We start from the raw sequence: 25,574 nt of genomic DNA, 5'->3' as shown, positions 1-25,574 counted from the left end.
GTCCGGGTGACCACGCATCATGAGGTACAGCGGTCGACATGTTCCGCAAGTGGCGGATGCCGCCCAGTCTACCGGTAGCCACCGACAGAATGGCGCCGGGGAGCCGTGTCAGCCGATCTCGACGGCGGCGAGGTTCCTCTTGCCCCGGCGCAGCAGCAGCCACCGCCCGTGCAGCAGATCCGCGGCGGCCGGTACAGCGTCCTCGGAGGCGACCTTGACGTTGTTCACGTAGGCGCCGCCCTCCTTCACCGTCCGCCGCGCCGCCGACTTGCTGGCGACCAGGCCCACCTCGGCCATCAGGTCCACCACCGGCGCCGGCTCGGCGACCTTCAGGGACGGCAGCTCGGCGAACGCCGCCCGCAGCGTCGCCTCGTCCAGCTCCGCGAGCTCGCCCTGGCCGAAGAGCGCCTTCGACGCGGCGATCACGGCGGCGCACTGGCCGGCGCCGTGCACCAGGGTCGTCAGCTCCTCGGCGAGCGACCGCTGCGCCGCACGGGCCTGCGGGCGCTCCTCGGTGAGCTTCTCCAGCTCCTCGAGCTCCTCGCGGCTCTTGAAGCTCAGCACGCGGTTGTACGTCGCGATGTCCTTGTCGTCCGCGTTCAGCCAGAACTGGTAGAACGCGTACGGCGAGGTCATCTCCGGGTCCAGCCAGACGGCGCCGCCCTCGGTCTTGCCGAACTTGGTGCCGTCCGCCTTCGTCATCAGCGGCGTGGCGAAGCAGTGCACGGACGCGTGCGGCTCCAGCCGGTGGATCAGGTCCAGGCCGGCCGTGAGGTTGCCCCACTGGTCGCTGCCGCCCTGCTGCAGGACGCAGCCGTGGCGCCGGTACAGCTCCAGGAAGTCCATGCCCTGCAGCAGCTGGTAGCTGAACTCGGTGTAGCTGATGCCCTCCTGGGACTCCAGGCGGCGGGCCACGGACTCCTTGGTCAGCATCTTGTTGACCCGGAAGTGCTTGCCGATGTCCCGCAGGAACTCGATGGCCGACATCCCGGCCGTCCAGTCCAGGTTGTTCACCATGACGGCCGCGTTGCCGCCCTCGAAGTCGAGGAACGGCTCGATCTGCCCGCGCAGCCGCGTCACCCACTCGGCGATGACCGCCGGGTCGTTCAGCGTGCGCTCCGCGGTGGGCCGCGGGTCGCCGATCTGGCCGGTGGCCCCGCCGACGAGGGCGAGCGGCCGGTGCCCGGCCAGCTGCAGCCGGCGCATGGTCAGGACCTGCACCAGATGGCCCACGTGGAGGCTGGCCGCGGTCGGGTCGAAGCCGCAATAGAACGTCACGGGGCCGTCAGCGAAGGCCTTGCGCAGGGCCTCCTCGTCGGTGGACAGGGCGATGGCCCCGCGCCACTTCAGCTCGTCGACGAAGTCCGTCACGATCTCGCTTCTCCTTGGTCCGGTCCCATTCGGCTGCTCATGAGGGTACGGCTTCGCGCCCCGGGCGCCTAAACGGTTTCCCGCCCGGACGCCCGCCCCGCCTGGACGCCCGGACGCCCGCCCCGCCTGGACGCCCGGCCGCCCCGCCCGCCCGCTCAGACGCCCCGGCTGACCGAGCTCATGTTGAAGTCCGGCACCCGCAGCGCGGGCATCGCGGACCGGGTGAACCAGTCGCTCCACTCACGCGGCAGCGTGATCTCCGTACGCCCCGCCTCGGTGGCCCGGCCCAGCAGATCGACGGGCGACTCGTTGAAGCGGAAGTTGTTCACCGCGCCCGTGACCTCGCCGTTCTCCACCAGGTACACCCCGTCGCGGGTCAGCCCCGTCAGCAGCAGCGTCGCCGGATCGACCTCGCGGATGTACCACAGGCATGTCAGGAGCAGCCCGCGCTCGGTCTCGGCGACCATCTCCTCGAGGGACTTCGTGCCCTCCGCGTCCAGGATCAGGTTGTCGATCTCCGGCGCCACCGGCAGCCCGGTGAGCCCGGCCGTGAAGCGCGTCGACAGCAGGTTCACCAGCGCGCCGTCCCGGACCCAGTCCGTGGCGGCGAGCGGCAGCCCGTTGTCGAACACGGAGGACTCCCCGCCCGAGGCGTGCGCGACGACGAACGGCGCGCACTCGAGCCCGGCCGCGCCGGGATCGCTTCGCAGCGTCATCGGCAGGCTCGACAGCTTCGAGCCGACCTTCGTGCCGCCGCCCGGCTTGGAGAAGACGGTGCGGCCCTCGTGCGCGTCGCGGGCGGACGCCGACCAGGTCATGTAGATCATCAGGTCCGCCACCGCGCTCGGCGGCAGCAGCGTCTCGTACCGCCCGGCCGGCAGCTCCACCTGCCGCTCGGCCCAGCGCAGCCGCTGCGCCAGCTCGGCGTCGAGTTTGGCGGGGTCGACGTCCGTGAAGTCCCGGGTGGCCCGGCCCGCCCATGCGGACTTCGTCCGGTCCGGGGACTTGGCGTTGAGCTCCAGGGTGCCGGTCGGCTGGTCGTGGCGCAGCCGCAGCCCCGCCGACGTACCGACGTACGTCGAGGTCAGCATGTGGTTCGCGAAGCCGTACAGCTCGTGCCCGGCCGCCCTGGCACGGGCGAAGGTCTCGCCGAGCCGCGGCGCGAAGGTGCCGAAGACCGACGAGGACGTCTCGGCCGGCGCGGAGGTGAAGTCCGGCGACTCGGTCACCCCGGTGACCAGCGGCCCCGCGTCCTCCGCGGGCCCCGCGTCCCGCGCGGCCTGCTCCGCGGCGCGCACCAGCGGCTCCAGGTCGTCGGCGGTGACAGCCGACCGCGACACCACACCGCTCGCTGTTCCCGACGCGCCGTCGACCGTGGCGATCACCGTGAGCGTACGGCCGCGGGTGACGCCGTTCGTCGTCAGCGCGTTGCCCGCCCAGCGCAGATTGGCGGTGGACTGCTCGTCGGCGATCACCACGCAGCCGTCGGCCCGCGACAGCTCCAGCGCCCGCTCGACGATCTCGTGCGGCTTGACAGCTGCGGGGCTCATCGGCCGGCCTCCTGAGTCGTGTTGAGGATGTTGACGTTACGGAAGAGGGCCGACGGACAGCCGTGGGACACCGCCGCCACCTGCCCCGGCTGGGCCTTGCCGCAGTTGAAGGCGCCGCCCAGGACGTACGTCTGCGGGCCGCCGACGGCGGACATCGAGCCCCAGAAGTCCGTGGTGGTCGCCTGGTACGCGACGTCCTTCAGCTGACCCGCCAGCTGTCCGTTCTCGATCCGGAAGAACCGCTGGCCGGTGAACTGGAAGTTGTACCGCTGCATGTCGATGGACCACGACCGGTCGCCCACGACGTAGATGCCGCGCTCGACCTCCCCGATCAGCTCCTCGGTGCTCGGCCCCTCCGGCGCGGGCCGCAGCGACACGTTCGCCATCCGCTGCACCGGCACATGCGCGGGGGAGTCCGCGAAGGCGCAGCCGTTGGAGCGTTCGAAGCCCGTCAGCTTCGCGATCCGCCGGTCCAGCTGGTAGCCGACCAGGACGCCGTCGCGCACCAGGTCCCAGGACTGCGCGGCGACGCCCTCGTCGTCGTAGCCGACCGTCGCCAGCCCGTGCTCGGCGGTCCGGTCGCCCGTGACGTTCAGCAGCGAGGAGCCGTACTGCAGCTTCCCCAGCTGGTCGAACGTCGCGAAGGACGTGCCCGCGTACGCCGCCTCGTAGCCCAGCGCCCGGTCCAGCTCGGTGGCGTGGCCGATGGACTCGTGGATGGTCAGCCACAGGTTCGACGGGTCGACCACCAGGTCGTACGTGCCCGCCTCGACGCTCGGCGCCGCCATCTTCTCCGCCAGCCAGCCCGGGATCCGCGCCAGCTCCGCGTCCCAGTCCCAGCCGGTGCCGGTCAGATACTCCCAGCCCCGCCCCACCGGAGGCGCGATCGTCCGCATCGAGTCGAACTCACCCGACTCCGCCACCGCGACCGCCGTCAGCTCCGGATGCACCCGCACCCGCTGCTGCGTCGTGACGGTCCCGGCGGTGTCGGCGTAGAACTTGTTCTCCTGTACGGCGAGCAGCGAGGCGTCCACATGGTCCACGCCGTCCGCGTCCAGCAGCCGCCGGCTCCAGTCCGTGAGGAGCGCCGTCTTCTCCGCGTCGGGCACGTCGAAGGGGTTGATCTCGTACGCCGAGATCCACGTCCGGTCCGCGTGCACCGGCTCCGGCGCCAGCTCCACGCGTTCGTCGGAGCCCGCCGCCTCGATCACCTTCGCCGACAGCTGCGCCATCGCCACCGCCTGCGAGGCGACCCGCGCCGCGCCGTCCATCGTCATGTCGACACCCGAGGCGAACCCCCAGGCGCCGCCGTGCACCACCCGGACCGCGTAACCGAGATCGGTCGTATCGGATGAACCGGACAGCTTCGCGTCCCGCAGCCGCCACGAGGCGCTGCGCACCCGCTCCACCCGGAAGTCGGCGTGCGCCGCGCCCAGCGCCCGGGCGCGGGCCAGCGCCGCGTCCGCCAGGGCTCGCAGCGGCAGCGCGGTGAACGCTTCGTCAATCGAATGGGGCACGCCCGCCTCCCGGCGCAGACAACGGCTGGTCGGACCCGATCATGCCGTGCCCGCAGGCCCGGGACCAGTACTTTCTGTAGAAACCCGACAAGCGTCCGGACGACCGCCCTGTCGGGGGCGGAGTGCGGGCATACGGGCGCGGCCCGATAGTTTCTGCGGTAGGCGACATCTGCGGCAGCATCTGCGGCGGCAGAAACGCTCCCCGTCACAGAAGCAGAAAGGGTGGACCCTTGAGCCGCTCCGTACTCGTCACCGGAGGCAACCGGGGCATCGGCCTGGCCATCGCCCAGGCCTTCGCTGACGCAGGAGACAAGGTCGCGATCACGTACCGCAGCGGCGAGCCGCCGGCGGTCCTCACCGACCAGGGCGTCCTGGCGGTCAAGTGCGACATCACCGACTCGGAGCAGGTCGAGCAGGCCTACAAGGAGATCGAGGAGAAGCACGGCCCGGTGGAGGTGCTGGTGGCGAACGCCGGCATCACCAAGGACCAGCTGCTGATGCGGATGTCCGAGGAGGACTTCACCTCCGTCCTGGACACCAACCTCACCGGCACCTTCCGCGTGGTCAAGCGCGCGAACCGGGGCATGCTGCGGGCCAAGAAGGGCCGCGTCGTCCTCATCTCCTCCGTGGTGGGCCTGCTGGGCTCGGCCGGCCAGGCGAACTACGCCGCCTCCAAGGCGGCCCTCGTCGGCTTCGCCCGCTCCCTCGCCCGCGAGCTCGGCTCGCGCAACATCACCTTCAACGTCGTCGCACCCGGATTCGTCGACACCGACATGACGCGCGCGCTCAACGACGAGCAGCGCGCCGGGATCGTCTCCCAGGTGCCGCTGGGCCGTTACGCCCAGCCCGAGGAGATCGCCGCCACGGTGCGCTTCCTCGCGTCCGACGACGCCTCGTACATCACTGGAGCCGTCATTCCCGTTGACGGCGGATTGGGCATGGGTCACTGAGCACCATGAGCGGAATCCTCGACGGCAAGCGCATCCTCATCACCGGGGTGCTGCTGGAGTCATCCATCGCCTTCCACGCCGCCAAGCTGGCCCAGGAGGAGGGTGCGGAGATCATCCTCACCGCCTTCCCGCGGCCCACGCTGACCGAGCGCGTCGCGAAGAAGCTGCCCAAGCCCACCAAGGTGCTGGAGCTCGACGTCACCAACGCCGAGCACCTCGCCGGGCTGGAGGAGCAGGTCCGCGCGGAGCTCGGCGGCCTGGACGGCGTCGTCCACTCCATCGGCTTCGCCCCGGCGGACGCCCTCGGCGGCGGCTTCCTCGACACGCCCTTCGAGTCGGTGGCGACGGCCATGCACGTCTCCGCGTTCTCGCTGAAGTCGCTGACGATGGCCTGCAAGCCGCTGATGCCGGGCGGCGGCTCCGTCGTCGGCCTCACCTTCGACGCGCAGTTCGCGTGGCCGCAGTACGACTGGATGGGCCCGGCCAAGGCCGCCCTCGAGGCCACCAACCGGTACCTCGCCCGCTATCTGGGCGCGGAGGACATCCGCTGCAACCTGATCTCCGCGGGGCCGCTCGGCTCGATGGCCGCCAAGTCCATCCCGGGCTTCTCCGACCTCGCCTCCGTCTGGGACACCCGCTCCCCGCTGAGCTGGGACCTCACCGACCCGGAGCCGGCCGGGCGCGGCATCGTCGCGCTGCTGTCGGACTGGTTCCCGAAGACGACCGGCGAGATCATCCACGTCGACGGCGGCCTGCACGCGATCGGCGCGTAACGGACCGGCACCCGGCCCCGCGTCTCGAACACCCCGCGCTCCGGCGCGGGGTGTTCTGCTGTACGCGGTGTGCCGTCCCCCGTACGGCCCAACCGGCCGGGCGCCGCCTCCCCGCGTCCCCCCATGCTGAAGGGGAGCAACTCCCTGTGGTTCAGCAGCGGCGGGGCCCGGCCCGTGCCGTCGTACGGCCGAGGAGGTCCGCGTGCGCTTCGCCCTTCGCCTCCTCACGTGCACCGTCATCACCGTCCTGACGGCCGGCACCGTGACCGTGGCCCTGGGCGCCCCCGACGACGACCGTGCGGAACCGTCGAAGGGCCCGACGGAAGCGGCCTGCGGCACGCTCGTCGAAGGCTCCACGGCCCGCGTCACCTGTTTCAACCCCAGCCCGTACGCCGACCGCATACGCCTCCACGTCGAATGCGCCGACTGGTGGGACCCGGACGTCGACACCGGCGCCCTCGACCTGGACCCGGCGGAGGGCGGCCGCCTGCAGGCCCACTGCTGGTTCGACGTGGCCGAGGCGTGGGTCACCCACGAGAGGGGATAGCCGGGCGCCCGCTAGTCCCAGCGGCAGTGCAGGGCGTGTGAGGCCGCCTCCACCTCCGCCGTGCGGGTGTCCTGGCGGCGGATCGCCTCCAGCAGGCGCGCGTGGTCGAGGTAGTTCTCCGGTTTCAGCTCGCGGCCGATGTTCGTACGGAGGTAGTCGCGCATCACACCGTCGAGGTCCGAGTACAGGCCGGTGAGGACCTCGTTGTGGGAGGCCGTCACCACCGAGAGGTGGAACGTGGCGTCCGCCGCCACGAACGCCTCCGCGTCACCCGACGCCCACGCGTCCTCGCGCTGGCGCAGCAGCGCGTCGAGCCGCTTCAGCTCCTGTTCGCTGCGGCGCTCCGCCGCCAGCCGCGCCGCCTGCGCCTCCAGCGCGCTGCGCAGCTCCGCGAAGTCCCGCATCGGCGCCTCGGCGAACCGCCGCCGCATCACGCCCGCCAGCTCGCTCGTCGCGGCGACGTACGTGCCCGAGCCCTGACGGATGTCCAGCAGGCCGTTGTTGGCCAGCGCGCGGACCGCCTCCCGGATGGTGTTGCGGGCCACGCCCAGCTGCTCCACCAGCTCGGGCTCGGTGGGGATACGGGAACCGACCGGCCACTCGCCGGACGTGATCTGGGCGCGCAGCGACGCGATCACCTGGTCGGTGAGGCTCGCGCGACGAGGGGAGGTCAAAGGCATTGAGTCAGTCATCCTATGATTGGAGGATGGGTTCCATGCTACGCCAGAAGACTGCCACGGCACTCGGCACGCGAATCGGCGCGCAGCGCGGCGCACGCACCGACTCCCCCTGGCCGCGCCGCCTGATGATCGCCGGGCTCCTCCTCGCCGCCGTCAATCTGCGCCCCGCCATCGCCAGCCTCGGCGCCCTCCTCGAAGAGGTCCGCACCGGCGTCGGCATGAGCGGTACCGTCGCCGGCCTGCTGACGTCCATGCCGGCCCTGTGCTTCGCCGTCTTCGGCAGCCTCGCCCCCCGGCTGGCCCGCCGCTTCGGCCCCGTGGCCGTCGTGACCGCCGGGATCGGGGCGATCGCCGCCGGCCTCGCGATACGCCCGTTCCTCGGCACCACCGCCGGGTTCCTCGCCGCCAGCGCCCTGGCCCTCGCCGGCATCGCGGTGAGCAACGTGCTCATGCCGCTCATCGTCAAGCGCTGGTTCCCCACCCGCGTCGGACCCATGACCGGCCTGTACTCGATGGGCCTGGCCCTCGGTACCGCCTCCGCCGCCGCGGTGACCGTGCCCGTGACCGACGCCCTGGGCGGCGACTGGAAGCTGGGCCTGCTGTCCTGGGCGCTGCTCGCTGTCGTGGCGCTCGTGCCGTGGACCGCCGTACTGCGCTCCGACCGGGCGGCCGCCCAGTCCGGCGCGCGCACCGGGACCGAGCGCCCGATCCGTATCACCAAGAGCCCCACCGCCTGGGCGCTGGCCGTCTTCTTCGGCTTCCAGGCCACCGCCGCCTACGTCACGATGGGCTGGCTGCCGCAGATCTTCCGCGACGCCGGTGTCTCCGCGAGCACCGCGGGCCTGCTGCTGGCCGTCGCGATGGGCATGGGCGTGCCGCTCGCGTTCGTCCTGCCGCGCATCGCCGGGCGGCTGAACCACCAGGGCCCGATCGTCGTCGTCCTCGGCGTCTGCGGGCTGGCCGGCTACGCCGGGCTGTGGCTGGCCCCGCAGGCCGGCGCCTGGGCCTGGGCGCTGCTGCTGGCCGTCTCGAACTGCGCGTTCCCGCTGGTCCTCACCCTCATCGGGGTACGGGCCCGGACCACCGCCGGCGTCGTCCGGCTCTCCGCCTTCGTCCAGGGCACCGGCTACCTCATCTCCATCCCCGGCCCGCTCGTCGTCGGCGCCCTCTACGAGAGCACGGACGGCTGGGACGTCCCGCTCGCGGTGCTCGCGGTGCTGATGGTGGCCCAGGTGTCCGTCGGCCTGCTGGCCGGCCGGGACCGGGTCGTCGAGGACGAGGTCTGAGGCCGGGCTCCCGGGCGTCCCGGGCCCGGGGGAGGAGCGCCCCGCTCCGGATGCGAGGATGGCCGTATGCCAGTTCTGGAACCGAATCCGCAGGGCGGACAGCGCAAGCTCCTCATGATCCTCGGCGTGATCGCCGCGATCACCGTGGTCATCAGCGTGGCGGCCAGCGTGCTGTCCTGAGGGGCCGGCGAAACGCGACCCCACCGCTCAAAAGAAGTGCAGGAACGCGGCTCGGAAGAAGCGCAGGAACGCGTCTCAGAAGAAGTGCAGGAACGCGTCCGCCAGCCACGCCAGCACGTTCCCCAGCGGCATCGACGACGCCGCCTCCGCGTCGGAACTGCCGAGGGCGAGGAGCAGCGTGACGAACATGGCCACCGGAAGGGCGAGCGCCCACCACCGCAACCGGGGCTCGGCCGGACGGGAGGACGGCTCGCCGTGCGTCGTGATCGCCATGGGTCCCCCTCGAGGTCCGTTCCTCCTGCCAACTCGAACCTACGGAAGCGCCACGCTTATTCCCATCCGGTGACCCACCCAGATGACCCTGACCCTGACCCCCTAGGGGATGGTGGGGAAAGCCCTACCACGCCGTCAGATCGACCAGTCCGTACGCGCCCTCAGGCGGCGGCCCGTACCGCACGACGGTCATGCCTTCCGCGCCCGGCCGCCACACCACGATCCGCTGACCGCGCCGCTCGAAGTCCGCGGCGAGGGCGATCCGTCCGTCGTGTGTCCACGTCCACTGCAGGGTCTTGATGGAGGCCGAGACAGGCGTCGACGGCATGCGCAGCCACCGCGCCGTACGCCGGTCGTACACCCGGACCTCCACGCTCTGGTACGGAGCGGCCGGTGAGACGGTCGTGAACACGAACCCGAGCAGCGCCCCGTCCGGGCTCGCCTTCACCTGCGGCGCGATCTCCCGCGGCAGTACGGGGAGTCGCCCCAGCGACCGCGGCACCCCGCTGGGCTCCTCCGACCGCAGCACCCCGTCCTTCACCGAGTAGACCGTCCCGCCCACGACCACGATCGGGTCCGGGGCCCGGTAGGTCACCGTGAGGTCCTGCGGCCGCAGCAGTACGCCGTCGGCCTCGGCCGGCCCTCCGGGTTCGTTCCTCCGGCCGATCAGACCGAGTCGCGTCTCCTCGGACACGTCGAACATGCAGTCGATCCGCCGGTACGGCCGCACCCGCGTGCCGTCCAGCCGTACCTTCCCCAGCTCGCAGTGCTTCTCGGTGTACCAGCGCCACAGCCACGCCCCGTCCGGCGCGGGCTTCGGCCAGGCGCCCCGGGCGAGCAGGCGGGCGCGGTCCGAGCCGCGGCGCAGCACGTACACGTCGTCGTCCGCGAACGTGTCCGCGCCCCGGTCCGTCGAGAGCAGCACGGCCTCCGGTCCGGCCGCGGCCGACCAGGTGTACACGCGCCGGGGCGGCAGCCCGCGCACCTGGTGCGCGGTCCCGGCGTCCACGTCGTACAGGGTGTCCCCGAGGAGCAGGCGCAGTCCGGTGTGCGGTGGCGGACCGGCCTCCGGAAGGACCGGCGCCGGGCGGGGCGGGGGCGCGGTGACCGCGACGACCGAGGGGCTCGGGGCGGCGGGGGCGGCCGGGGCGTTCAGAGCGGGGTCGGAGACCGTGATCCAGGCCAGTCCCAGCAGCACCAGGGCCACCGCCGGCACCTTCAGCCCCCGTGGGGCCCGGCGCGGCAGGCGGAACCAGGCGCTCCGCGGCCGCCCGGGCGGCTCGTTCCCGAGAATCTCCACGCCCCCTGTACACCGCCGCCGCGGGGCCGGTTCCGCCACCGGCGGACAAGCTCCCCCCGGCCGGGTGAGCATCCCAACATCGCCCGCGCGACGGCGGATTTCGTGCGAACCTGGGCGTATGAGCGTCGAAACGCCCCGTAGCATCATCCTCCTGCGGCACGCCAAGGCGGACTGGCCGCAGGTCTCCGACCACGACCGGCCCCTGGCCGACCGCGGGCGCAAGGAGGCGCCCACAGCGGGACGGCGGATCGCGGATCTGGGCCTCACGCCCGAGCTGGCGCTGTGCTCCACGGCGGTGCGTGCCCGCGAGACGTGGAAACTGGCGGTGACCGAGCTCGGAAAGCGGCCGCGGACGGTGTACGAGGACCGGCTCTACGAGGCGTCCCTGGGCGAGCTGATCGCGCTGCTCAACGAGACCCCGGACGATGTGCGCGACCTGCTCGTCATCGGGCACAACCCCGGGATGCACGCGCTGGCCGACGCGCTCGCCGGCGAGGCCGACGGCGACGCGCTGCCGCGGATGCGGCGCACGGGGTTCCCGACCGGGGCGCTCGCCGTGGTGACGTTCGAGGGTTCGTGGAAGACCGTCGAGCACGGGGTGGGCAAGGTGACGCAGTACTGGACGCCGAACGACTGACCCAGGCCCGGGCGGGGGCGGCGCGCCCCCGCCCGCTCACGCCTCGGCGCCGGCGGGCCCGTCGGCCGTCTCCACCTCTTCGCGGGTGATCCCCAGCAGATAGAGCACGGCGTCCAGGAACGGCACGGTCACCGCGGTGTCGGCCGCCTGGCGGACCAGGGGCTTGGCGTTGAACGCGACGCCGAGACCGGCCGCGTTGAGCATGTCCAGGTCGTTGGCGCCGTCGCCGATCGCGACGGTCTGGTCCAGCGGTACGCCCGCCGCCTCGGCGAAGGAGCGCAGCAGCCGCGCCTTCCCGGCCCGGTCCACGACCTCGCCGGTGACGCGGCCCGTGAGCCGGCCGTCGACGATCTCCAGGGTGTTGGCGGCGGCGAAGTCCAGCCCCAGCCGCTCCCGCAGCTCGTCCGTGACCTGGGTGAAGCCGCCCGAGACCACGCCCACCTGGTAGCCGAGCCGTTTGAGCGTACGGATCAGGGTGCGCGCGCCCGGCGTCAGCCGCACCTGCTCGCGGACCTTGTCCACGACCGACTCGTCCAGCCCCGCCAGCAGCGCCACCCGGGCGTGCAGCGACTGCTCGAAGTCCAGCTCCCCGCGCATCGCCCGCGCGGTCACCTCGGCGACCTCGGCCTCGCAGCCGGCGTGCGCGGCGAAGAGCTCGATCACCTCGTCCTGGATCAGGGTGGAGTCCACGTCCATCACGATGAGCCGCTGCGCCCGGCGGTGCAGGCCCGCCGACACCACGGCGATGTCCACGCCCAGCGAGGACGCCTCCGTGGCCAGCACGGTCCGCAGCTTCTCCGTCGGCGCGCCGGACACCGCGAACTCGACCGCCGTGACCGGATACTTCGCCAGCCGGAAGATCCGGTCGATGTTCCCGCCCGTACCGGTGATCGACGCGGCGACGGCTGCCGTCGACTCGGCGGTCAGCGGATGCCCCAGCACGGTCACATGCGAACGGCCCGTTCCCCGGGGCGGATTGTCGCCGATACCGGAGATGATCTCCGCCTGGAGCTTCAGCGACTCGGCCCAGCTGTGCACGGTGGCCCGCAGCTCACCCTCGGTCGCCACGCCGGCGGCCGGGGCGGTCACCAGGGCGCAGAGGGTGATCCGGCCGCGGGTGACGGTCTGCTCGATGTCGACGACGTCCAGGGCGTAGGCGGCGAGGGTGTCGAAGAGTCCGGCGGTGATCCCGGGACGGTCCTTGCCGAAGATCTTGATCAGCAGCGTGGGGGCATCAGACGGTGCGCTCATGATGCCGCCCAACCTACCGTCGCCCGCCACGCCGCGACGCGACGGTCCGAGGGGTGGGCAGCCGGGGTCACCCGGTGGCGCCGGGCAGACAGCTGCGGGTGACGGTGTCGGCGAAGGCGCGGGCGAGCGGCGGGAGGGCGTCCCAGCGGCGTACGGCCCAGCCCACCGGCAGCGGCGGCAGCGCGGGTACGGGCACCAGCCGCAGCCCGTCCTGTGGCGCGAGGCCGGGGACGGCCGGCACCACGGCGTGCCCGAGGCCCAGCTCCGCGAGCAGCAGCGCCGTGTCCCAGTCGGCGACGCTCGTGTCCGAGCCGACGCGCACGCCCAGCGCGTCGAAGGCGGCGTCCAGCCGGGCGCCGGAGGTGGAGTTCGGGGGCAGGCGCACCAGGCGGATGCGGGCGAGGTCGGACACCTCGACGCGGGGCCGGCCGGCGAGCGGGTCGTCGGTCCGTACGGCCAGCACCCAGGGCAGCTCGACCACCGTCCGCTGCTCGATGCCGCGCACGGGTGCGCCGACGGTGATCCACGCCAGGTCCAGGCTGCTGGACAGCAGGGCGTCGAAGCAGCCGCGGCTGGAGGTCTCCGTCTGGAACTCCAGGCTCACCTTCGGATGGCGGCGGCGGAACGCGACGATCGCCGCCGCCATGAAGTGCCGCACCGTCGTGCCGCCGGTGGCGATCCGCACCGAGCCGCTCTCGCCGTTCACGAGATCGCCCAGGCGGCGCAGGGCGAGGTCGAGACCGGCGATGCCGTCGGCGGCGGCGTCGCACAGGACGCGGCCCGCGGCGGTGGGCACGACGCCGCGCGGGCGGCGCTCCAGCAGGCTCACGCCGGTCTCTCGTTCCAGCCGCTTCACGTGCTGGCTCACCGCCGACTGGGTGCAGGTCAGCTCGCGCGCCACGGCGCTGAGGCTGCCGGCCCGGCACACGGCCACGAAGACGCGCAGATCGTCGAGGGTCACAAACCCCAAGCTACAGCTTGGAGATGGGGAGGAAATCCCAGGATTGACTGGGGTGCGTGCGCCCAGCAGGATCAGTGACAGGGCCCAGGCGGCAACCCGTCCGGCGCCTCCACGAGGATCCGGACCCGGGGAGGCCCGGCCGGGTGCCGACCCCGTTGGACGGGGCCCGTCCGACGGGGGAGGGCGCGGTGCCGGCGGTGGGGTCCGCCCGTGCCGTGGCGGGACGTGCTTGTCCTGCAGCGGTGCGTGCCCTCCCGTGTCAGGCGCCCGTCCCGCGGGTGAGGTGGGCGTGTCCCACGGCGAGGCCCGCCCGGCCCGCTGCGGTGGCTTGCCGCGCGATGCGGGAGGCCCGCCCGTGCCGCGGGAGGCCCGTCCGTGCCGCGGGTGGCCCGTCCGTGCCGCGGGGTGGCTCGCCCGTGCCGCGGGGTGGCTCGCCCGTGCCGCGGGAGGCTCGCCCGTGGCGCGAGAAGCCGCCGTCCCACGGCGGGGCGCCCCGCCGCTCGCGGGGCGTACCCCGCGCCCCGAAGGGGCGTACCCCGCGCCCCGACGGCCGTACCTCGCGCCGCGAACTGTGCACCACCCGCCCGGGAAAGGTCAGGAACCCATGTCCGCTCCTCCCTCGCGTCCCTCCTCGCACTCGCATCCCTCCCCGCACCCCGCGCCACCCCCACCCCTGGACGCCGCCGCCCAGGCGGTCGCCCTGCTGCGCACCCTCGGCGCGGAGGCCGTCCCGCACCCCGGGGGCACGCTGCTCGCCCATCTGTGGCGGGTACGGGGACGGCTCGCCGGATGGCAGGCCCGCCCCGCCCTGCAACTCGCGGGCCTGTGCCACGCGTTCTACGGCACGGACGGCTTTCCCCAGCCCCTGCTGCCCCTCGACCGCCGGCCGGAGCTCACGTCGCTGATCGGCCCGGAGGCGGAAGCCGTGGTGTACGCCTACGCCGCCTGCGACCGGCCGCGGACCTACCCCGGCCTGCCCACCCCCGGAGCCTCGCTCCACGACCGTTTCACGGGCGGCACGCGCCCGCTGAACGCCCGCCTACGCCGGGACCTCGCCGAACTGACCGCGGCGAACGAACTCGACCTGGCCCATACGGACCCCGCCTTCCGCACCACCCGCGCGGCGCCCCTCCTCGCCCTGTTCACGTCCCTGCGCCCGCTGCTGACCCCGGCGGCGTGGCAGGACTGCGAGACGACGCTGTCGCCGTAGCGCCCGCCGCGCTCGGCCCCGGCCCGCCCTACCGCTGCGGCCCCGGCCGTCCCGGAGGAGGCGGCCCCTGCGGAGGGTTCCCCGGAGGCGGCGGAGGGGGCGGCGGCGGGCCCGTCATGGTCGGCAGGTCCGGCGGCGCGCCGCCGTTGCCGTTCGGAGGGCTCGGGGAGGCATACGGGTTCGGCGTCTGCCGGCCGTACGGGCCCGGCGTGTTCGCCCCGTACGGGTTCGGGGTGTCCGGGTTGCGCGGGCCCGGGTCGCCCGAAGGCGCCGCGTACGGGTTCGCCTCGCCGGGCGCCGAAGGCTGACCCGAGGGGTTGTACGGACCGGGGCGGTACGCCACCGACGGGTACGTCCGCCCCGACGGCTGCGGCCCACCGGGCGCAGGGACCGGTGCCGCCGTCGCGCCGGAGTCCAGCGCGAGCGGCGCCGCCCGGCCGCCCGCCGCGCCCGTCCACACCGCGAGCACCGCGCCGACCGCTCCCGTGCCCGCGCCCCACAACGCCCCGAGCAGCAGCGCCATCAGCAGGTTCCCCTGCAGCTCCACCCCCGCCCCGACGGCGTCGAAGCCGAACACCGACAGGCTCGCGTCCGCCGACACCTCCGTCAGGAACACCAGCAGCGGCAGCGTCAGCGCCGCGACCGCGCCGAGCCGCACCGCGCACTGTCCGACGTACGAACCGGTCGAGCCCGACCGCGGGGTCCGCGCCGCCGCGACCACGCCCGCCGACAGCATCATCAGCGCGCACGCCAGCGCCAGCAGCCACACCCGGCCGTCCAGCTCCGCCAGCCGGCTCAGGGTGATCGGTTTGTCGTCGTCGGAGAGCAGTTCGTCCATCGGGGACGGCAGCATGCTCTTCAGCTGCCCCGTCGCCGCCCCGTGGAAGGGCACGAACAGGCCCAGGGGTATCGCCAGCCACACCCCGTTCGGCGCGCCGATCAGCGCCGATCCGGCGATCAGCCCGTGCGCGTCCTCCGTCACCGCCGCGTATGCGGCCGCGGCGCCACCGGCCGCGACGGCCAGCACGACCACCATCCGCAGCGCGGACGCGGCCGGCCGCACCGTGCGGTGCAGCGCCTCCCAGCCGCGCGGGAGCGGGGACGTACGCGAGGCCGCCAGCGATATCAGCAGCACGACCAGCACCCACAGCAGCCCGGCCACGATGGTCGGCGCCGCGTCGACGTCGAACCCGACCTTCGCGTCGGCCTGCGCCAGATCGCCCAGCGCGTCCTCCAGACCGCCGCCGAGTTCGTCCCCGATCCCGCCGGGCAGCTCGTCCAGCACGCCGCCGCCAGGTGCCTGGCCACCGACGGGCAGCTTCGCCCCGTCGATCGTCACCGACCCGCTGCCGGCCCAGACCAGCCCGCCGAGCAGCGCGGTGAAGAGCACGACGACCGTGCCCGCCCGCGCGGCGAGTTCGGTGCCGCTGATGAAGGCGCCCGCCTGCCGCAGGGACCGTACGAACAGCCACCCCAGCACCAGCGCCCCGGCCAGGCTCACGCCCAGCGGCGTCAGGCTCACCGCCGCCTGCGCCGGCTCCACGTCCATGCCGAGCATGCCGACCTCGCCGGTCGGCGTGATCTGCCCGCCCACCGCCAGGGCGGTCGCCGCGGCCGTCATCGGCCCCAGCGCGCCCACCTCGTCGGCGCCCATCAAGTGCAGGCCGAGCGCGGCGACCGCCACCATCGCCAGATACGCCCAACTCACCGTCGCCACGGCAGAGGCGATCACTCCACCCCACCGCATGCCGACGCCGCGCTCACTCATCGGATCCCGCCCCCGGTCGTTCTTCCTCACGGCTGCGCCCGTATGCGGGCGCTACTCGCCACGGCTGCGCCTGTGTCGGGTACTACTCTCCGCGCCCGCCGCACACGCGGTCAACGACTTGTGGACAACTGGCCGTTGGCTTGGAAAGCCGTCACCCGTTCGGGCTCCGTGATGCGCCTGGGGTCAACTCGGCCCCGTGGGACCGGTGATGAGATCAACCAGCACGGCCGATGAGGTTGCCCGGGGGCGGAACAGGGTGAAACAGTTCCTCCCGATGTTAGCCGACCCTAGAATCCCTAGGGGCCCGCCTGGACAGACTTCGGCGGGACCCCATGTCAGGGGGCAACTCGGGGGACAACTTTGTGGGGCATGGAGTGCCAGAACTCGTACTGGAACTGAACGGACGCACCTGGAACCTGGACCAGTCACGGTCCTACAGCCTTGGCCGGGATCCGCAGAGCGACGTGGTCTTCGACGACGCCCGCGTCTCCTGGCGGCACGCCACGATCCGCTGGGGCGGGAGGAGCTGGCTGCTGGAGGACCACGGCAGCACCAACGGCACGTACGTCCACGGCCAGCGGATCCATCAGACGGAGATCGGGCCGGGCTCCAACGTCCATCTGGGCAACGCCACGGACGGTCCGCGCCTGCAGCTCACCGCCACGGCCGTCGGCGCCGACGTCTACAGCGCCCCGACCGCCTACTCGGCCCAGCCGCCGCAGCCGGCCTGGCCGCAGAGCGGCCCGGGCGCGAACGGGCCGGGCGCGCAGCAGCAGCCGCAGCCCAGGATCCCGCAGCAGGCGGGCGGCCCGCCCGCCCAGGGCCCGGGCCCGGTCTACGGCGACCGCAACCCCACGACGTTCCACAAGCTGGCCCTCGGCCGGGTCAGCCGGATCGGCCGCGCGCTGGACAACGAGCTGCGCGTGGACGACCTGCAGGTCTCGCGCCACCACGCGGAGTTCCGCGCCACCCCGGACGGCCGCTTCGAGATCTTCGACCTCGGCAGCCACAACGGCACGTTCGTCAACGGCCAGCAGCTCCCGCCGCGCACCAGCCGGCTGATCGGCCCGCAGGACATCGTCGGCGTCGGCCACTCCACGTTCCGGCTGGTCGGCGACCAGCTCGAGGAGTTCGTCGACACCGGTGAGGTCACCTTCTCCGCCCGTCATCTGACGGTGAAGGTGGGTCCGGACAACAAGACCATCCTCAACAACGTCTCCTTCGGCGTACCGGAGAAGAGCCTGATCGCCGTCATCGGCCCGTCCGGCTCCGGCAAGTCAACGCTGCTGAAGGCGCTGACGGGCTACCGGCCCGCCAACGAGGGCGATGTCCTGTACGACAGCCGCAACCTCTACAAGCAGTTCGCCGAGCTGCGCCAGCGCATCGGCCTGGTGCCGCAGGACGACATCCTGCACGCCCAGCTGACCGTGCAGACGGCGCTGCGGTACGCGGCCAAGCTCCGCTTCCCCGGCGACACCGCCGAGTCCGAGCGGCGAGCCCGCGTGGACGAGGTGCTGCGCGAGCTGAAGCTCGACGTACACAAGGAGAAGCAGATCAGCTCGCTCTCCGGCGGCCAGCGCAAGCGCGTCTCGGTCGCCCTGGAGCTGCTGACGAAGCCCTCGCTGATCTTCCTGGACGAGCCGACCTCCGGCCTGGACCCGGGCATGGACCGCGACGTGATGCAGCTGCTGCGCGGCCTCGCGGACGACGGCCGCACGGTGCTGGTGGTCACCCACTCGGTGGCCGAGCTGGCGCTGTGCGACCGGCTGCTGGTGATGGCGCCGGGCGGTTCGGTGGCGTACTTCGGTCCGCCGGAGGAGGCGCTGAACTTCTTCGGTTACGACAGCTGGGCGGACGTCTTCTCGTCGTTCGAGAACTACCGCGACTACGACTGGGCGGGCCGCTGGCACGGCTCGCAGCACTACCAGATGTACGCGGCGGACATAGACGCGGTGGCGCCGCAGTCGGCACAGGTCCAGCAGGCCGCGATCAAGCCACCGAAGCCGCAGAGCTGGGGCGCGCAGCTGAGCACTCTGGTGCGCAGGTACTGCTCGGTCATCGCGTCGGACCGCGGCTTCATCGTGCTGATGTTCCTGCTGCCCATCGTCCTGGGCGTCCTGAGCGCGGCGATGCCCGCGGACACCGGCTTGTTGCCCAACTCCGAGAAGGGCGGAGCGAACGAGGACGCACCCGCGATCCTCGTGATCATCGCCGTCGGCGCCGCCCTCGGCGGCGCGGCGAACTCGGTCCGTGAGCTGATCAAGGAACGGGTGATCTACGAGCGGGAACGCGCCACGGGTCTGTCGCGGTCCGCCTACCTGATGTCCAAGGTGATCGTGCTGGGCTTCATCACGGTGCTGCAGGCTGTCATGATCGCCGCGATCGGGCTGCTGCCCCGGGATCTGCCCAAGGAGGGCCTGCTGGCCAGTCCCTTCATCGACCTCACGCTGGCCATCGCGGCGCTCGGCTTCGCCAGCATGATGTTCGGCCTGATCATCTCGGCCGTCGTGAAGACGGCGGAGAAGACCATGCCGCTGCTGGTGATGTTCGCGATGGTGCAGGTCGTGTTCGCCGGGGCGCTCTTCCCGCTGTTCGGGACCCCGGGCCTGGCGCAGGTAGCCTGGCTGATGCCGTCGCACTGGGCGACCGCGGCGATGGGGACGGTGCTGGATCTGAACACGCTGATCCCGCCGGAGAAGGGCGGGGACGTGAACCCGTGGTGGAAGCACGAGCTCGGTACCTATGCCCTCGACATGGGTGTCCTGCTTGCCCTCGGATTCCTCAGCGCTGTTGTGGTGTCCCGCCTGCTGCGCCGCCACGAGCCGGAGGTCATGCGCCGCTGACCTGCCCCGTACGCCCGTACCACGCAAGAGGCGGCACCCGTGACCGGGTGCCGCCTCTTGCGTGCAATGGCTCAGTACCAGTGGTTCTGCTGCCAGAACGTCCACGCGCCGCACGGGCTGCCGTAGCGGTCCTTCATGTAGTCCAGGCCCCACTTGATCTGCGTGGCGGGGTTCGTCTTCCAGTCGCCGCCGGCCGAGGCCATCTTGTTCGCGGGCAGCGCCTGCACCAGGCCGTACGCACCGCTGGAGGGGTTCGTCGCCTTGTGGTTCCACGTGCTCTCGCGCTCGACGATGTTGGAGAAGCACTTGAACTGCGCGTCGCTCTTGATCATCTTGTCCGCGAGCGCGCGGTTCCCCTGCGGCGTGCCCGCCGACGGCAGCGAGGCGGCCTTCACGGACGCGGGGGCCGCGGCGACGGCGCCGGTGTCGGCCGCCGAGGCGGAGGGGACGAGGGTCAGGCCCGCGGCCAGGGCCACCGTGGTGACGGCGGCCGCCTTGAGGGCGGTGCCGCGGGACATACGTATTCGCGGGGCGAGGGTGATGCGCATGAGCGGTGCTGCCTTTCGGGTCGACGTGGCCGCGAGCCGGTCCGCCGGCACGACTCGATCAGTGTTAGGCCACCCGAATCCGCATGGCAAAGACCCCCGCTACGACCCTCCCTAGGAGACCCGGGGTCCCGGACCAAAGGCCCTTCAGGCCGGGTTTCGCCACCGTTCCCGCCCGCCCCGGCTCCTACGCCCCCTAGTAAGTGACCTGGGTCGCGTGCCCGGCCTCACACCCCGGGCCCCGTTACGAGCCCAGAATGAGGTGCGCGTCCCCGAACTCGTGCCACAGATACCCCTCCCGCAGCGCCTCCTCGTAGCTGCCCCGCAGCAGCGGCCGCCCCGCCACCGCCTCCAGCATCAGCAGGTGCGACGCCTCCGGCTCGTGCAGCCCCGTCAGCAGCCCGTCCACCACCCGCACCCCGCGCTCCGGGGTGACGACCAGATCCGTCCACCCCCGCGCCGCCCGCACCACGCCCGACGCCGAGGAAGCCGACTCCAGGGCCCGTACCGCCGTCGTGCCGACCGCGACGATCTGCCCGCCGCCCGCCTTCGCCGCGTTCACCAGCCGCGCCGTCGGCTCCGGCACCTCGAACCGCTCCGGGTACGGCGGCTCGTGCGCCTCCGCCGACGACACCCCTGTGTGCAGCGTGAGCGGCGCGAACTGCACGCCCCGGCTCACCAGCCGCGCCACCAGCTCCGCCGTGAACGGCCGCCCGGCACTCGGCATCTCCGCCGAGCCGCCCGAGCCGCCCGGGCCACCTGGCCCGCCCGGCCCCGCGAACACCGTCTGATACGCCGCCAGCGGCTGATCCCGCTCCGTGTACGCGTACCGGATCGCCCGCCCGTACCGCCACAGGTGCCCCACCACGTCCCCCACCGACACCCGCGCCCACCACAGCCGCCCACCGCCCAGCGGCTCCTCGGCGACCAGCGACGCCCCGCCCCGCAGCCGCACCACCGTCCCCGCCGGACCGCCCGGCCGCGGCCGCGTCGTCCCGCGCCCGTCGGGGGAGCGCAGCTCCACCGCCCAGCGGCCGTCGTCGCCGGCGGTCGAGAAGTGCGCGACCACCCGTTCGTCGCCGATCCGCCCGTCCAGAGCCGCCGGCAGAGTCGGCGAGGTGTTCACCACCAGCACGTCCCCCGCCCGCAGCACCCCGGGCAGCTCCCGGAAGCCGTGGTGCGTCACCTCGCCGCTCTCCCGCCGCGACACCATCAGCCGCACCGAGTCCCGCCCGGCGCCCGGTTCCCGCTGCTCCGGCGGGACCCGGGCGTGCAGTGCCTCGGGGACCTCCACGCCACCCTCCAGGGCCGTCATCATGCGGACACCGCCTTCTGGGCGAGCGCCGCGGCCGTGTACCGCCCGCTCGGTACGTCCTCGTCGACCAGCCGCAGCAGCGCCGGCGCCACCACGGCCGGATCCAGCCGCTCGGCGAAGTCCTCGTCGTCCGGCACCGCCGCCGCGTACAGGTCCGTGCGCATGTCGCCCGGATCCACCGCCCACACCCGCAGCGCCGGCTGCTCCACCGCCAGCACGGCGGAGAGATGGTCGAGCGCCGCCTTCGACGCCCCGTAACCGCCCCATGTCTCGTACGCCTCCACCGCGGCGTCGCTGCTGATGTTCAGCACCCGCCCGCGCGGCGCCGCCGCCAGCAGCACCAGCGCCTCCTGCACCAGGGCCAGCGGCGCCACCACGTTCGTCTCCAGCGCCGCCCGCAGGCCGTCCAGGGGCTGCTCGGCGAGCGGCACCAGCGGCTCGGCGCCGAGCGCGCTCGCGTTGTTCACCAGCAGGTCGAGCCCGCCGTAGTCCTGCGCGGCCGCCACCAGCGCGCCGCGCGTCCAGTCGACGGACACGTCCCCCGCCACGGCCTGGATCCGGGCGTCCGGCCCGGCCACTTCCCGCAGCTCCTCGACGGTCCTGTCCAGTACGTGCCGGGAGCGGGCGTTCAGCACCAGCTGCCAGCCCCGGCCGGCCAGCTCGTACGCCAGCGCCCGGCCGAGGCCCCTCGACGCACCGGTGATCACTGCGACAGGCATGATCCTCAAGTCCCTTCGGTCGTCCGTTCCAGCACCTGTCGAAAACGTAGGAACGCGACACCCGCCCGCGCCTCGGACAGGGGATGCAGACCGGCCGGGTACTTCGGCCTAGGCCCCGCGGCCTAGCCGGGTCCCGTCCCGCGCTCGATCCCCTGACCAGGGCACACCGGTACGGTGAGCGCATGCCGTCAACCAAGCCCCCGGCCCGCGGCGGACTCGACGCGGTGAGCGACGCGCTCCTCGCGATGAGCCGCCAGCTGCAGGTCCGCGACGTCCTGCAGACGATCACCGCGTCGGCGCGCGAGCTGCTGGGCGCCGAGTACGCCGCGCTGGGCGTGCCCGACGACCACGGGGGCTTCGCCCAGTTCGTGGTGGACGGGGTGAGCGACGAGCAGTGGAAGGCCATCGGCCCGCTGCCGCGCCAGCACGGCATCCTCGCCGCGATGCTGCGGGACGAGGCCCCGCAGCGGCTGGCGGACGTCCGCCTCGACGCCCGGTTCGGCGGCTGGCCGAAGGCCCATCCGACGCTGCGGGACTTCCTCGGCGTACCGATCCGCGACGGGGAGGAGACCCTCGGCGCGCTCTTCCTCGCGAACAAGCAGTGCGGGCCGGGGGAGCGGACCGAGGGCCGCTGCGCGTTCACGGCGGACGACGAGGCGCTGCTGCAGACGCTCGCCGCGCACGCGGCCATCGCCCTGACCAACGCCCGCCTGTACGAGCGCAGCCGCGAGCTGACGATCGCCGACGAACGCGCGCGGCTCGCCCACGAACTCCACGACGCCGTCTCGCAGAAGCTGTTCTCCCTGCGGCTGACCGCGCAGGCCGCCGCGGCCCTGGTGGACCGCGACCCAGCCCGCGCGAAGGATGAGCTGCAGCAGGTCGTCCAGCTGGCCGCCGAGGCCGCCGACGAACTGCGCGCCGCCGTGATCGAGCTGCGGCCCACCGCCCTGGACGAACACGGCCTCGCGGCCACCCTCGCCGACCACGTCCAGGTGCTGGACCGCGCCCACGCGGCGCACGTCACGTTCACCGCCCACGGCGTCAGGGCGCTGCCCGCCACCCAGGAGGAGGCGCTGCTGCGCGTCGCCCAGGAGGCCCTGCACAACGCCCTGCGCCACTCCGGCGCGGAGCACGTCGAGGTCACCCTGGCCCGCCGCGGCGCCGGCGCCGTCCTCACCGTCCGCGACGACGGCCACGGCTTCGACCCCGCCGCCGTCCGCTCCGCCGGCCGTCATCTGGGCCTGGTCTCCATGCGGGACCGGGCCTCCGGAGTCGGCGGCGGCCTCACCGTTACGTCGGAGCCCGGCAAGGGCACCATGATCGAGATGGAGGTGCCCGGTGGCTGAGACCGGGGACAGGATCCGGGTTCTGCTCGTCGACGACCACCAGGTGGTACGCCGGGGACTGCGCACCTTCCTCGAGATCCAGGACGACATCGAGGTGGTCGGCGAGGCCGGCGACGGCGACGAGGGCGTCGCCCGCGCCGAGGAGCTGCGCCCCGACGTCGTCCTGATGGACGTGAAGATGCCCGGTACGGACGGCATCGAGGCCCTGCGCAGGCTGCGCGACGCGGGCAATCCGGCCCGGGTCATGATCGTCACCAGCTTCACCGAGCAGCGCACCGTCGTACCCGCGCTGCGGGCGGGCGCGGCCGGTTACGTCTACAAGGACGTCGACCCCGAGGCCCTCGCCCACGCCATCCGCTCCGTGCACGCGGGACACGTCCTGCTGCAGCCGGAGGTCGCGGGCGCCCTGCTCACCCAGGAGGAGAGCAGCCCCGGCCACGGAAGGGGCGGCGCGCTCACCGAACGCGAACGCGAAGTGCTCGGACTCATCGCCGACGGCCGCTCCAACCGGGAGATCGCGCGGGCGCTCGTCCTCTCCGAGAAGACCGTCAAGACGCATGTGTCGAACATTCTGATGAAGCTCGACCTCGCCGACCGCACCCAGGCCGCCCTCTGGGCCGTACGCCATGGGCTGACCAGCTGATACGACGATCGCGGCGGTTTCGGGGGAGCGGAGCCGGAACGTCGTCTTCCGGTCTGAGATTCATACCGTCGGGTAGATGTCCCCCGGTTGGCGCAACCGGTGCGGCGGTCCCGCGTTCTCCATGGCGTGCTGCGGCTGGCTGGCCGCGGCGATTTGCTAGGAGGAACAGTGAAGAACCTGAAGAAGGCCGCGGCCCTCTCCCTCATGGCGGGCGGCCTGCTGGCCGCGGGCGCGGGTGTCGCCTCGGCGCACGGCGCTGAGGCCAACGGCGAGGCCCTGGGCTCCCCGGGTGTCGTGTCCGGCAACGTCGCGCAGGTGCCCGTGGACCTCGACGCGAACGTGTCGGGCAACAGCGCCAACGTCATCGGCGTGGGCAACGCGGCGTTCGACAACTACGCCGCCAACCACTGACCCCCGCGCGGTCAGTCTGCTCCCATGCGTCCGGCCCCCCAGGCGTCGCCTGGGGGGCCGGGGGCTTTTCGCGGGTTCCCGTACCGCTGCGATCTTCGCTTCCCCTGATCGTCGGCCTATTGCGCTGAACGGGTGCCGCCACACGGGTGGCCGTGTCATCCGGACGGCCCAAGCGTTCTTCAGCGTGCGACCGCGCAAACGGGGTCGCGAGGTACTCGTCAGGAGGAACAACTCCCCATGAAGACAGCCAAGAAGACCGCTTTTGTCCTCGCCGTCGCCGGCCTGGCCACGGGTGCGTCTGCCGCTGCCGCCTTCGCCGCGCCCGCCGAGGCCAACGCCTCGGACAACGCCGGCGTGCTGTCCGGCAACGTCGCCCAGGCCGAGGTCGTGTCGCCGGTGAACATCGTCGGCAACACCATCACCGCCGTGGGCGCGCACAACAGCGCGTACGACAACACGGGTACGAACTGACGGGATCAGTCACCCTGCTCCGGAGCCCCGCGGACACGCCGTCCGCGGGGCTCCGCCGTGTTCCGGGTGCGGTCTCACCCCCGCCGCGCTCTGGACGCGACTTCACCCCCGCCGGCGTTCCAGTTCCTCCACGAACGCGTTGTACGCCGCCACCTGCGCCCTGCGCGCCGTCCGCTCCACCGGGCGCAGCGCGTCCCGGCGGGCGGCGATCTCCGAGGCGGTCACCGCCGCGCCGTGCTCGGCGGTCTCCGGTGCGGAGGCGATCGCCATCAGCGCCCCCACCCGCTGCGCCAGCTCCAGCACGCGCGTCGCGCGCGGCGGATAACCCGGCGCCAGCGCACCGCGTCCCGCCTCGGCCCGCGCCTGGTACGCCGCGAGCGCCGCACGCGCCGCGGGCCCGGCGCCGGCGACGTCCAGCCGGGTCAGGACGTCCGTGGCCTCCCGCATCGCCTCCGCCAGCTCCCGCTCGGCCTCCCCGAGGGACGGTACGTCGGCGGGCGGCGCGTCCCGTACGGCCAGGCACCGCCAGGTCACCTCGACATGGGTGTCGCCGTCCGGCCCCACGGCGTACACCTCGGGCACCAGCCCGAGCGCCGGTCCGCCGGAGACGATGACCGCCTCCTCGGCCTGGAGGGCCGCCGCGTTGAACTCCGGCGGGCCGGACAGGCCCAGCGGATGCCCGGGGGCGGGCAGCGCCACGCGCAGTCCGGTGGCGCCGAGGGCGCGCAGCCGGCCGAGGGCGAGGGTGAGGCCCACGGGTCCGGCCTCCCCGGGGAGGCCGTCGACCCGGTGGACCGCGTCGCCCCCGATGATGTGCTGTACGGCTGTGTCGGGGGAGACCTGGCCGGCGATCATCGCGTTGCCCCAGGCGGCCAGGCGTCCGGAGCGGGGGTCATCGAGCATGGGGTACAGGGTAGGGCGCGTGCGGTGCGTTCCTCTGGGGGCTCTGCTCCCAGGCCCCCGCCGGGGGGCTTACCAGCCCCCCGGACCCCCCGTCCCGCTGGGGGGCCTACCAGCCCCCCAGACC

The 25,574-nt window shown here is 73.1% G+C and carries 25 protein-coding genes; 12 read left to right on the top strand and 13 right to left on the bottom strand.

Annotated features, from left to right (window positions below; translation table 11 throughout):
- Positions 1 to 108 precede the first annotated feature (108 nt).
- The 3 genes from tyrS to AB0M28_RS32670 all read right to left on the bottom strand — a co-directional run bounded on the left by tyrS (position 109) and on the right by AB0M28_RS32670 (position 4,438).
- Positions 109 to 1,371 carry a tyrosine--tRNA ligase gene (tyrS, locus tag AB0M28_RS32680; RefSeq protein WP_365413025.1) on the bottom strand — a complete coding sequence of 421 codons (1,263 nt, stop codon included), beginning with the start codon at positions 1,369 to 1,371 and terminating at the stop codon, positions 109 to 111.
- Positions 1,372 to 1,526: 155 nt separating this feature from the next.
- On the bottom strand, positions 1,527 to 2,921 hold the full coding sequence (locus tag AB0M28_RS32675) for a TldD/PmbA family protein (protein WP_365413023.1): 1,395 nt from the start codon (positions 2,919 to 2,921) through the stop codon (positions 1,527 to 1,529).
- Positions 2,918 to 4,438, bottom strand: coding sequence for a TldD/PmbA family protein (locus tag AB0M28_RS32670; protein ID WP_365413021.1), 1,521 nt, complete (start codon positions 4,436 to 4,438; stop codon positions 2,918 to 2,920). Before AB0M28_RS32670 ends, AB0M28_RS32675 begins: the two co-directional genes overlap by 4 nt.
- Positions 4,439 to 4,668: 230 nt before the next feature.
- Here AB0M28_RS32670 and fabG point away from each other — a divergent pair, with 230 nt between their 5' ends.
- The 3 genes from fabG (at position 4,669) to AB0M28_RS32655 (ending at position 6,708) form a co-directional block, all read left to right on the top strand.
- On the top strand, positions 4,669 to 5,388 hold the full coding sequence (fabG, locus tag AB0M28_RS32665) for a 3-oxoacyl-[acyl-carrier-protein] reductase (protein ID WP_365413019.1): 720 nt from the start codon (positions 4,669 to 4,671) through the stop codon (positions 5,386 to 5,388).
- Positions 5,389 to 5,393: 5 nt separating this feature from the next.
- The gene (gene fabI, locus AB0M28_RS32660) at positions 5,394 to 6,161 is read left to right on the top strand and encodes an enoyl-ACP reductase FabI (RefSeq protein ID WP_365413018.1); all 768 of its coding nucleotides are present in this window, start codon (positions 5,394 to 5,396) and stop codon (positions 6,159 to 6,161) included.
- Positions 6,162 to 6,363: 202 nt separating this feature from the next.
- Entirely contained in the window at positions 6,364 to 6,708 is a 345-nt protein-coding gene (locus AB0M28_RS32655; RefSeq protein ID WP_365413016.1) for a hypothetical protein, read from the top strand.
- Positions 6,709 to 6,719: 11 nt separating this feature from the next.
- Here AB0M28_RS32655 and AB0M28_RS32650 read toward each other — a convergent pair whose 3' ends face one another.
- Positions 6,720 to 7,388 carry a FadR/GntR family transcriptional regulator gene (locus tag AB0M28_RS32650; protein WP_365413014.1) on the bottom strand — a complete coding sequence of 223 codons (669 nt, stop codon included), beginning with the start codon at positions 7,386 to 7,388 and terminating at the stop codon, positions 6,720 to 6,722.
- A 35-nt stretch (positions 7,389 to 7,423) separates the two neighbouring features.
- Between AB0M28_RS32650 and AB0M28_RS32645 the strand changes: the two genes are divergently transcribed.
- Both AB0M28_RS32645 and AB0M28_RS32640 read left to right on the top strand, forming a co-directional pair.
- Complete coding sequence (locus tag AB0M28_RS32645) at positions 7,424 to 8,674, top strand: MFS transporter (RefSeq protein ID WP_365413027.1); 1,251 nt, start codon at positions 7,424 to 7,426, stop codon at positions 8,672 to 8,674.
- 66 nt (positions 8,675 to 8,740) lie between these two features.
- Positions 8,741 to 8,854, top strand: a complete 114-nt coding sequence (locus tag AB0M28_RS32640) for an SGM_5486 family transporter-associated protein (protein ID WP_365413012.1) — start codon at positions 8,741 to 8,743, stop codon at positions 8,852 to 8,854.
- A 75-nt stretch (positions 8,855 to 8,929) separates the two neighbouring features.
- On the opposite strand, the gene AB0M28_RS32635 is transcribed toward AB0M28_RS32640, so the two are convergent.
- Together AB0M28_RS32635 and AB0M28_RS32630 are read right to left on the bottom strand one after the other, a co-directional pair.
- A complete protein-coding gene (locus AB0M28_RS32635) occupies positions 8,930 to 9,127 on the bottom strand; it encodes a hypothetical protein (protein ID WP_365413010.1) in 198 nt (65 codons plus the stop codon).
- Between the two features lie 124 nt (positions 9,128 to 9,251).
- Complete coding sequence (locus AB0M28_RS32630) at positions 9,252 to 10,427, bottom strand: hypothetical protein (RefSeq protein WP_365413008.1); 1,176 nt, start codon at positions 10,425 to 10,427, stop codon at positions 9,252 to 9,254.
- Positions 10,428 to 10,545: 118 nt separating this feature from the next.
- On the opposite strand from AB0M28_RS32630, the gene AB0M28_RS32625 reads away from it, so the two are divergent.
- Complete coding sequence (locus AB0M28_RS32625; RefSeq protein WP_365413006.1) at positions 10,546 to 11,064, top strand: histidine phosphatase family protein; 519 nt, start codon at positions 10,546 to 10,548, stop codon at positions 11,062 to 11,064.
- A gap of 36 nt (positions 11,065 to 11,100) precedes the next feature.
- Here AB0M28_RS32625 and serB read toward each other — a convergent pair whose 3' ends face one another.
- Together serB and AB0M28_RS32615 are read right to left on the bottom strand one after the other, a co-directional pair.
- Entirely contained in the window at positions 11,101 to 12,315 is a 1,215-nt protein-coding gene (serB, locus tag AB0M28_RS32620) for a phosphoserine phosphatase SerB (RefSeq protein WP_365413005.1), read from the bottom strand.
- 67 nt (positions 12,316 to 12,382) lie between these two features.
- Positions 12,383 to 13,276 carry a LysR family transcriptional regulator gene (locus AB0M28_RS32615; protein WP_365413003.1) on the bottom strand — a complete coding sequence of 298 codons (894 nt, stop codon included), beginning with the start codon at positions 13,274 to 13,276 and terminating at the stop codon, positions 12,383 to 12,385.
- 604 nt (positions 13,277 to 13,880) lie between these two features.
- On the opposite strand from AB0M28_RS32615, the gene AB0M28_RS32610 reads away from it, so the two are divergent.
- The gene (locus AB0M28_RS32610; protein WP_365413001.1) at positions 13,881 to 14,486 is read left to right on the top strand and encodes a DUF6817 domain-containing protein; all 606 of its coding nucleotides are present in this window, start codon (positions 13,881 to 13,883) and stop codon (positions 14,484 to 14,486) included.
- Between the two features lie 28 nt (positions 14,487 to 14,514).
- Here AB0M28_RS32610 and AB0M28_RS32605 read toward each other — a convergent pair whose 3' ends face one another.
- A complete protein-coding gene (locus AB0M28_RS32605; RefSeq protein WP_365412999.1) occupies positions 14,515 to 16,284 on the bottom strand; it encodes a streptophobe family protein in 1,770 nt (589 codons plus the stop codon).
- Between the two features lie 344 nt (positions 16,285 to 16,628).
- Here AB0M28_RS32605 and AB0M28_RS32600 point away from each other — a divergent pair, with 344 nt between their 5' ends.
- Positions 16,629 to 19,097 carry an FHA domain-containing protein gene (locus AB0M28_RS32600; protein WP_365412997.1) on the top strand — a complete coding sequence of 823 codons (2,469 nt, stop codon included), beginning with the start codon at positions 16,629 to 16,631 and terminating at the stop codon, positions 19,095 to 19,097.
- Between the two features lie 71 nt (positions 19,098 to 19,168).
- Here AB0M28_RS32600 and AB0M28_RS32595 read toward each other — a convergent pair whose 3' ends face one another.
- The 3 genes from AB0M28_RS32595 to AB0M28_RS32585 all read right to left on the bottom strand — a co-directional run bounded on the left by AB0M28_RS32595 (position 19,169) and on the right by AB0M28_RS32585 (position 21,676).
- Positions 19,169 to 19,645 (bottom strand): transglycosylase SLT domain-containing protein, encoded by a 477-nt coding sequence (locus AB0M28_RS32595; RefSeq protein ID WP_365412995.1) that lies wholly within the window; start codon positions 19,643 to 19,645, stop codon positions 19,169 to 19,171.
- Between the two features lie 241 nt (positions 19,646 to 19,886).
- Positions 19,887 to 20,960: an S-adenosylmethionine:tRNA ribosyltransferase-isomerase gene (locus tag AB0M28_RS32590; protein WP_365412993.1), complete on the bottom strand. Its 1,074-nt coding sequence runs from the start codon at positions 20,958 to 20,960 to the stop codon at positions 19,887 to 19,889.
- Positions 20,957 to 21,676 carry an SDR family NAD(P)-dependent oxidoreductase gene (locus tag AB0M28_RS32585; protein WP_365412991.1) on the bottom strand — a complete coding sequence of 240 codons (720 nt, stop codon included), beginning with the start codon at positions 21,674 to 21,676 and terminating at the stop codon, positions 20,957 to 20,959. Before AB0M28_RS32585 ends, AB0M28_RS32590 begins: the two co-directional genes overlap by 4 nt.
- 182 nt (positions 21,677 to 21,858) lie before the next feature.
- Between AB0M28_RS32585 and AB0M28_RS32580 the strand changes: the two genes are divergently transcribed.
- The 4 genes from AB0M28_RS32580 (at position 21,859) to AB0M28_RS32565 (ending at position 24,547) form a co-directional block, all read left to right on the top strand.
- Positions 21,859 to 23,022: a GAF domain-containing sensor histidine kinase gene (locus AB0M28_RS32580; RefSeq protein WP_365412989.1), complete on the top strand. Its 1,164-nt coding sequence runs from the start codon at positions 21,859 to 21,861 to the stop codon at positions 23,020 to 23,022.
- Positions 23,015 to 23,665 (top strand): response regulator transcription factor, encoded by a 651-nt coding sequence (locus tag AB0M28_RS32575; protein WP_365412987.1) that lies wholly within the window; start codon positions 23,015 to 23,017, stop codon positions 23,663 to 23,665. Before AB0M28_RS32580 ends, AB0M28_RS32575 begins: the two co-directional genes overlap by 8 nt.
- A 168-nt stretch (positions 23,666 to 23,833) precedes the next feature.
- Positions 23,834 to 24,076 carry a chaplin gene (locus AB0M28_RS32570; protein ID WP_365412985.1) on the top strand — a complete coding sequence of 81 codons (243 nt, stop codon included), beginning with the start codon at positions 23,834 to 23,836 and terminating at the stop codon, positions 24,074 to 24,076.
- Between the two features lie 237 nt (positions 24,077 to 24,313).
- Positions 24,314 to 24,547, top strand: coding sequence for a chaplin (locus AB0M28_RS32565; protein WP_365412983.1), 234 nt, complete (start codon positions 24,314 to 24,316; stop codon positions 24,545 to 24,547).
- Between the two features lie 102 nt (positions 24,548 to 24,649).
- Here AB0M28_RS32565 and AB0M28_RS32560 read toward each other — a convergent pair whose 3' ends face one another.
- Positions 24,650 to 25,450, bottom strand: a complete 801-nt coding sequence (locus AB0M28_RS32560; protein WP_365412981.1) for a hypothetical protein — start codon at positions 25,448 to 25,450, stop codon at positions 24,650 to 24,652.
- Positions 25,451 to 25,574: the final 124 nt, after the last annotated feature.

It is taken from the genome of Streptomyces sp. NPDC051940 (assembly GCF_040680895.1).
In the GTDB taxonomy this organism is placed as follows: Bacteria; Actinomycetota; Actinomycetes; order Streptomycetales; family Streptomycetaceae; genus Streptomyces.
Note: the sequence above shows the minus strand (reverse complement) of the source record. Positions and strands in the feature narration are given on the sequence as shown.

What these genes read in the sequence shown, in the direction of transcription:
- AB0M28_RS32675 (WP_365413023.1), bottom strand. Translation starts at nt 2,921, where the DNA reads ATGAGCCCCGCAGCTGTCAAGCCGCACGAGATCGTCGAGCGGGCGCTG.
- fabI (WP_365413018.1), top strand. Translation starts at nt 5,394, where the DNA reads ATGAGCGGAATCCTCGACGGCAAGCGCATCCTCATCACCGGGGTGCTG.
- AB0M28_RS32650 (WP_365413014.1), bottom strand. Translation starts at nt 7,388, where the DNA reads ATGCCTTTGACCTCCCCTCGTCGCGCGAGCCTCACCGACCAGGTGATC.
- AB0M28_RS32645 (WP_365413027.1), top strand. Translation starts at nt 7,424, where the DNA reads ATGCTACGCCAGAAGACTGCCACGGCACTCGGCACGCGAATCGGCGCG.
- AB0M28_RS32640 (WP_365413012.1), top strand. Translation starts at nt 8,741, where the DNA reads ATGCCAGTTCTGGAACCGAATCCGCAGGGCGGACAGCGCAAGCTCCTC.
- AB0M28_RS32635 (WP_365413010.1), bottom strand. Translation starts at nt 9,127, where the DNA reads ATGGCGATCACGACGCACGGCGAGCCGTCCTCCCGTCCGGCCGAGCCC.
- AB0M28_RS32625 (WP_365413006.1), top strand. Translation starts at nt 10,546, where the DNA reads ATGAGCGTCGAAACGCCCCGTAGCATCATCCTCCTGCGGCACGCCAAG.
- serB (WP_365413005.1), bottom strand. Translation starts at nt 12,315, where the DNA reads ATGAGCGCACCGTCTGATGCCCCCACGCTGCTGATCAAGATCTTCGGC.
- AB0M28_RS32610 (WP_365413001.1), top strand. Translation starts at nt 13,881, where the DNA reads ATGTCCGCTCCTCCCTCGCGTCCCTCCTCGCACTCGCATCCCTCCCCG.
- AB0M28_RS32595 (WP_365412995.1), bottom strand. Translation starts at nt 19,645, where the DNA reads ATGCGCATCACCCTCGCCCCGCGAATACGTATGTCCCGCGGCACCGCC.
- AB0M28_RS32590 (WP_365412993.1), bottom strand. Translation starts at nt 20,960, where the DNA reads ATGATGACGGCCCTGGAGGGTGGCGTGGAGGTCCCCGAGGCACTGCAC.
- AB0M28_RS32585 (WP_365412991.1), bottom strand. Translation starts at nt 21,676, where the DNA reads ATGCCTGTCGCAGTGATCACCGGTGCGTCGAGGGGCCTCGGCCGGGCG.
- AB0M28_RS32580 (WP_365412989.1), top strand. Translation starts at nt 21,859, where the DNA reads ATGCCGTCAACCAAGCCCCCGGCCCGCGGCGGACTCGACGCGGTGAGC.
- AB0M28_RS32565 (WP_365412983.1), top strand. Translation starts at nt 24,314, where the DNA reads ATGAAGACAGCCAAGAAGACCGCTTTTGTCCTCGCCGTCGCCGGCCTG.
- AB0M28_RS32560 (WP_365412981.1), bottom strand. Translation starts at nt 25,450, where the DNA reads ATGCTCGATGACCCCCGCTCCGGACGCCTGGCCGCCTGGGGCAACGCG.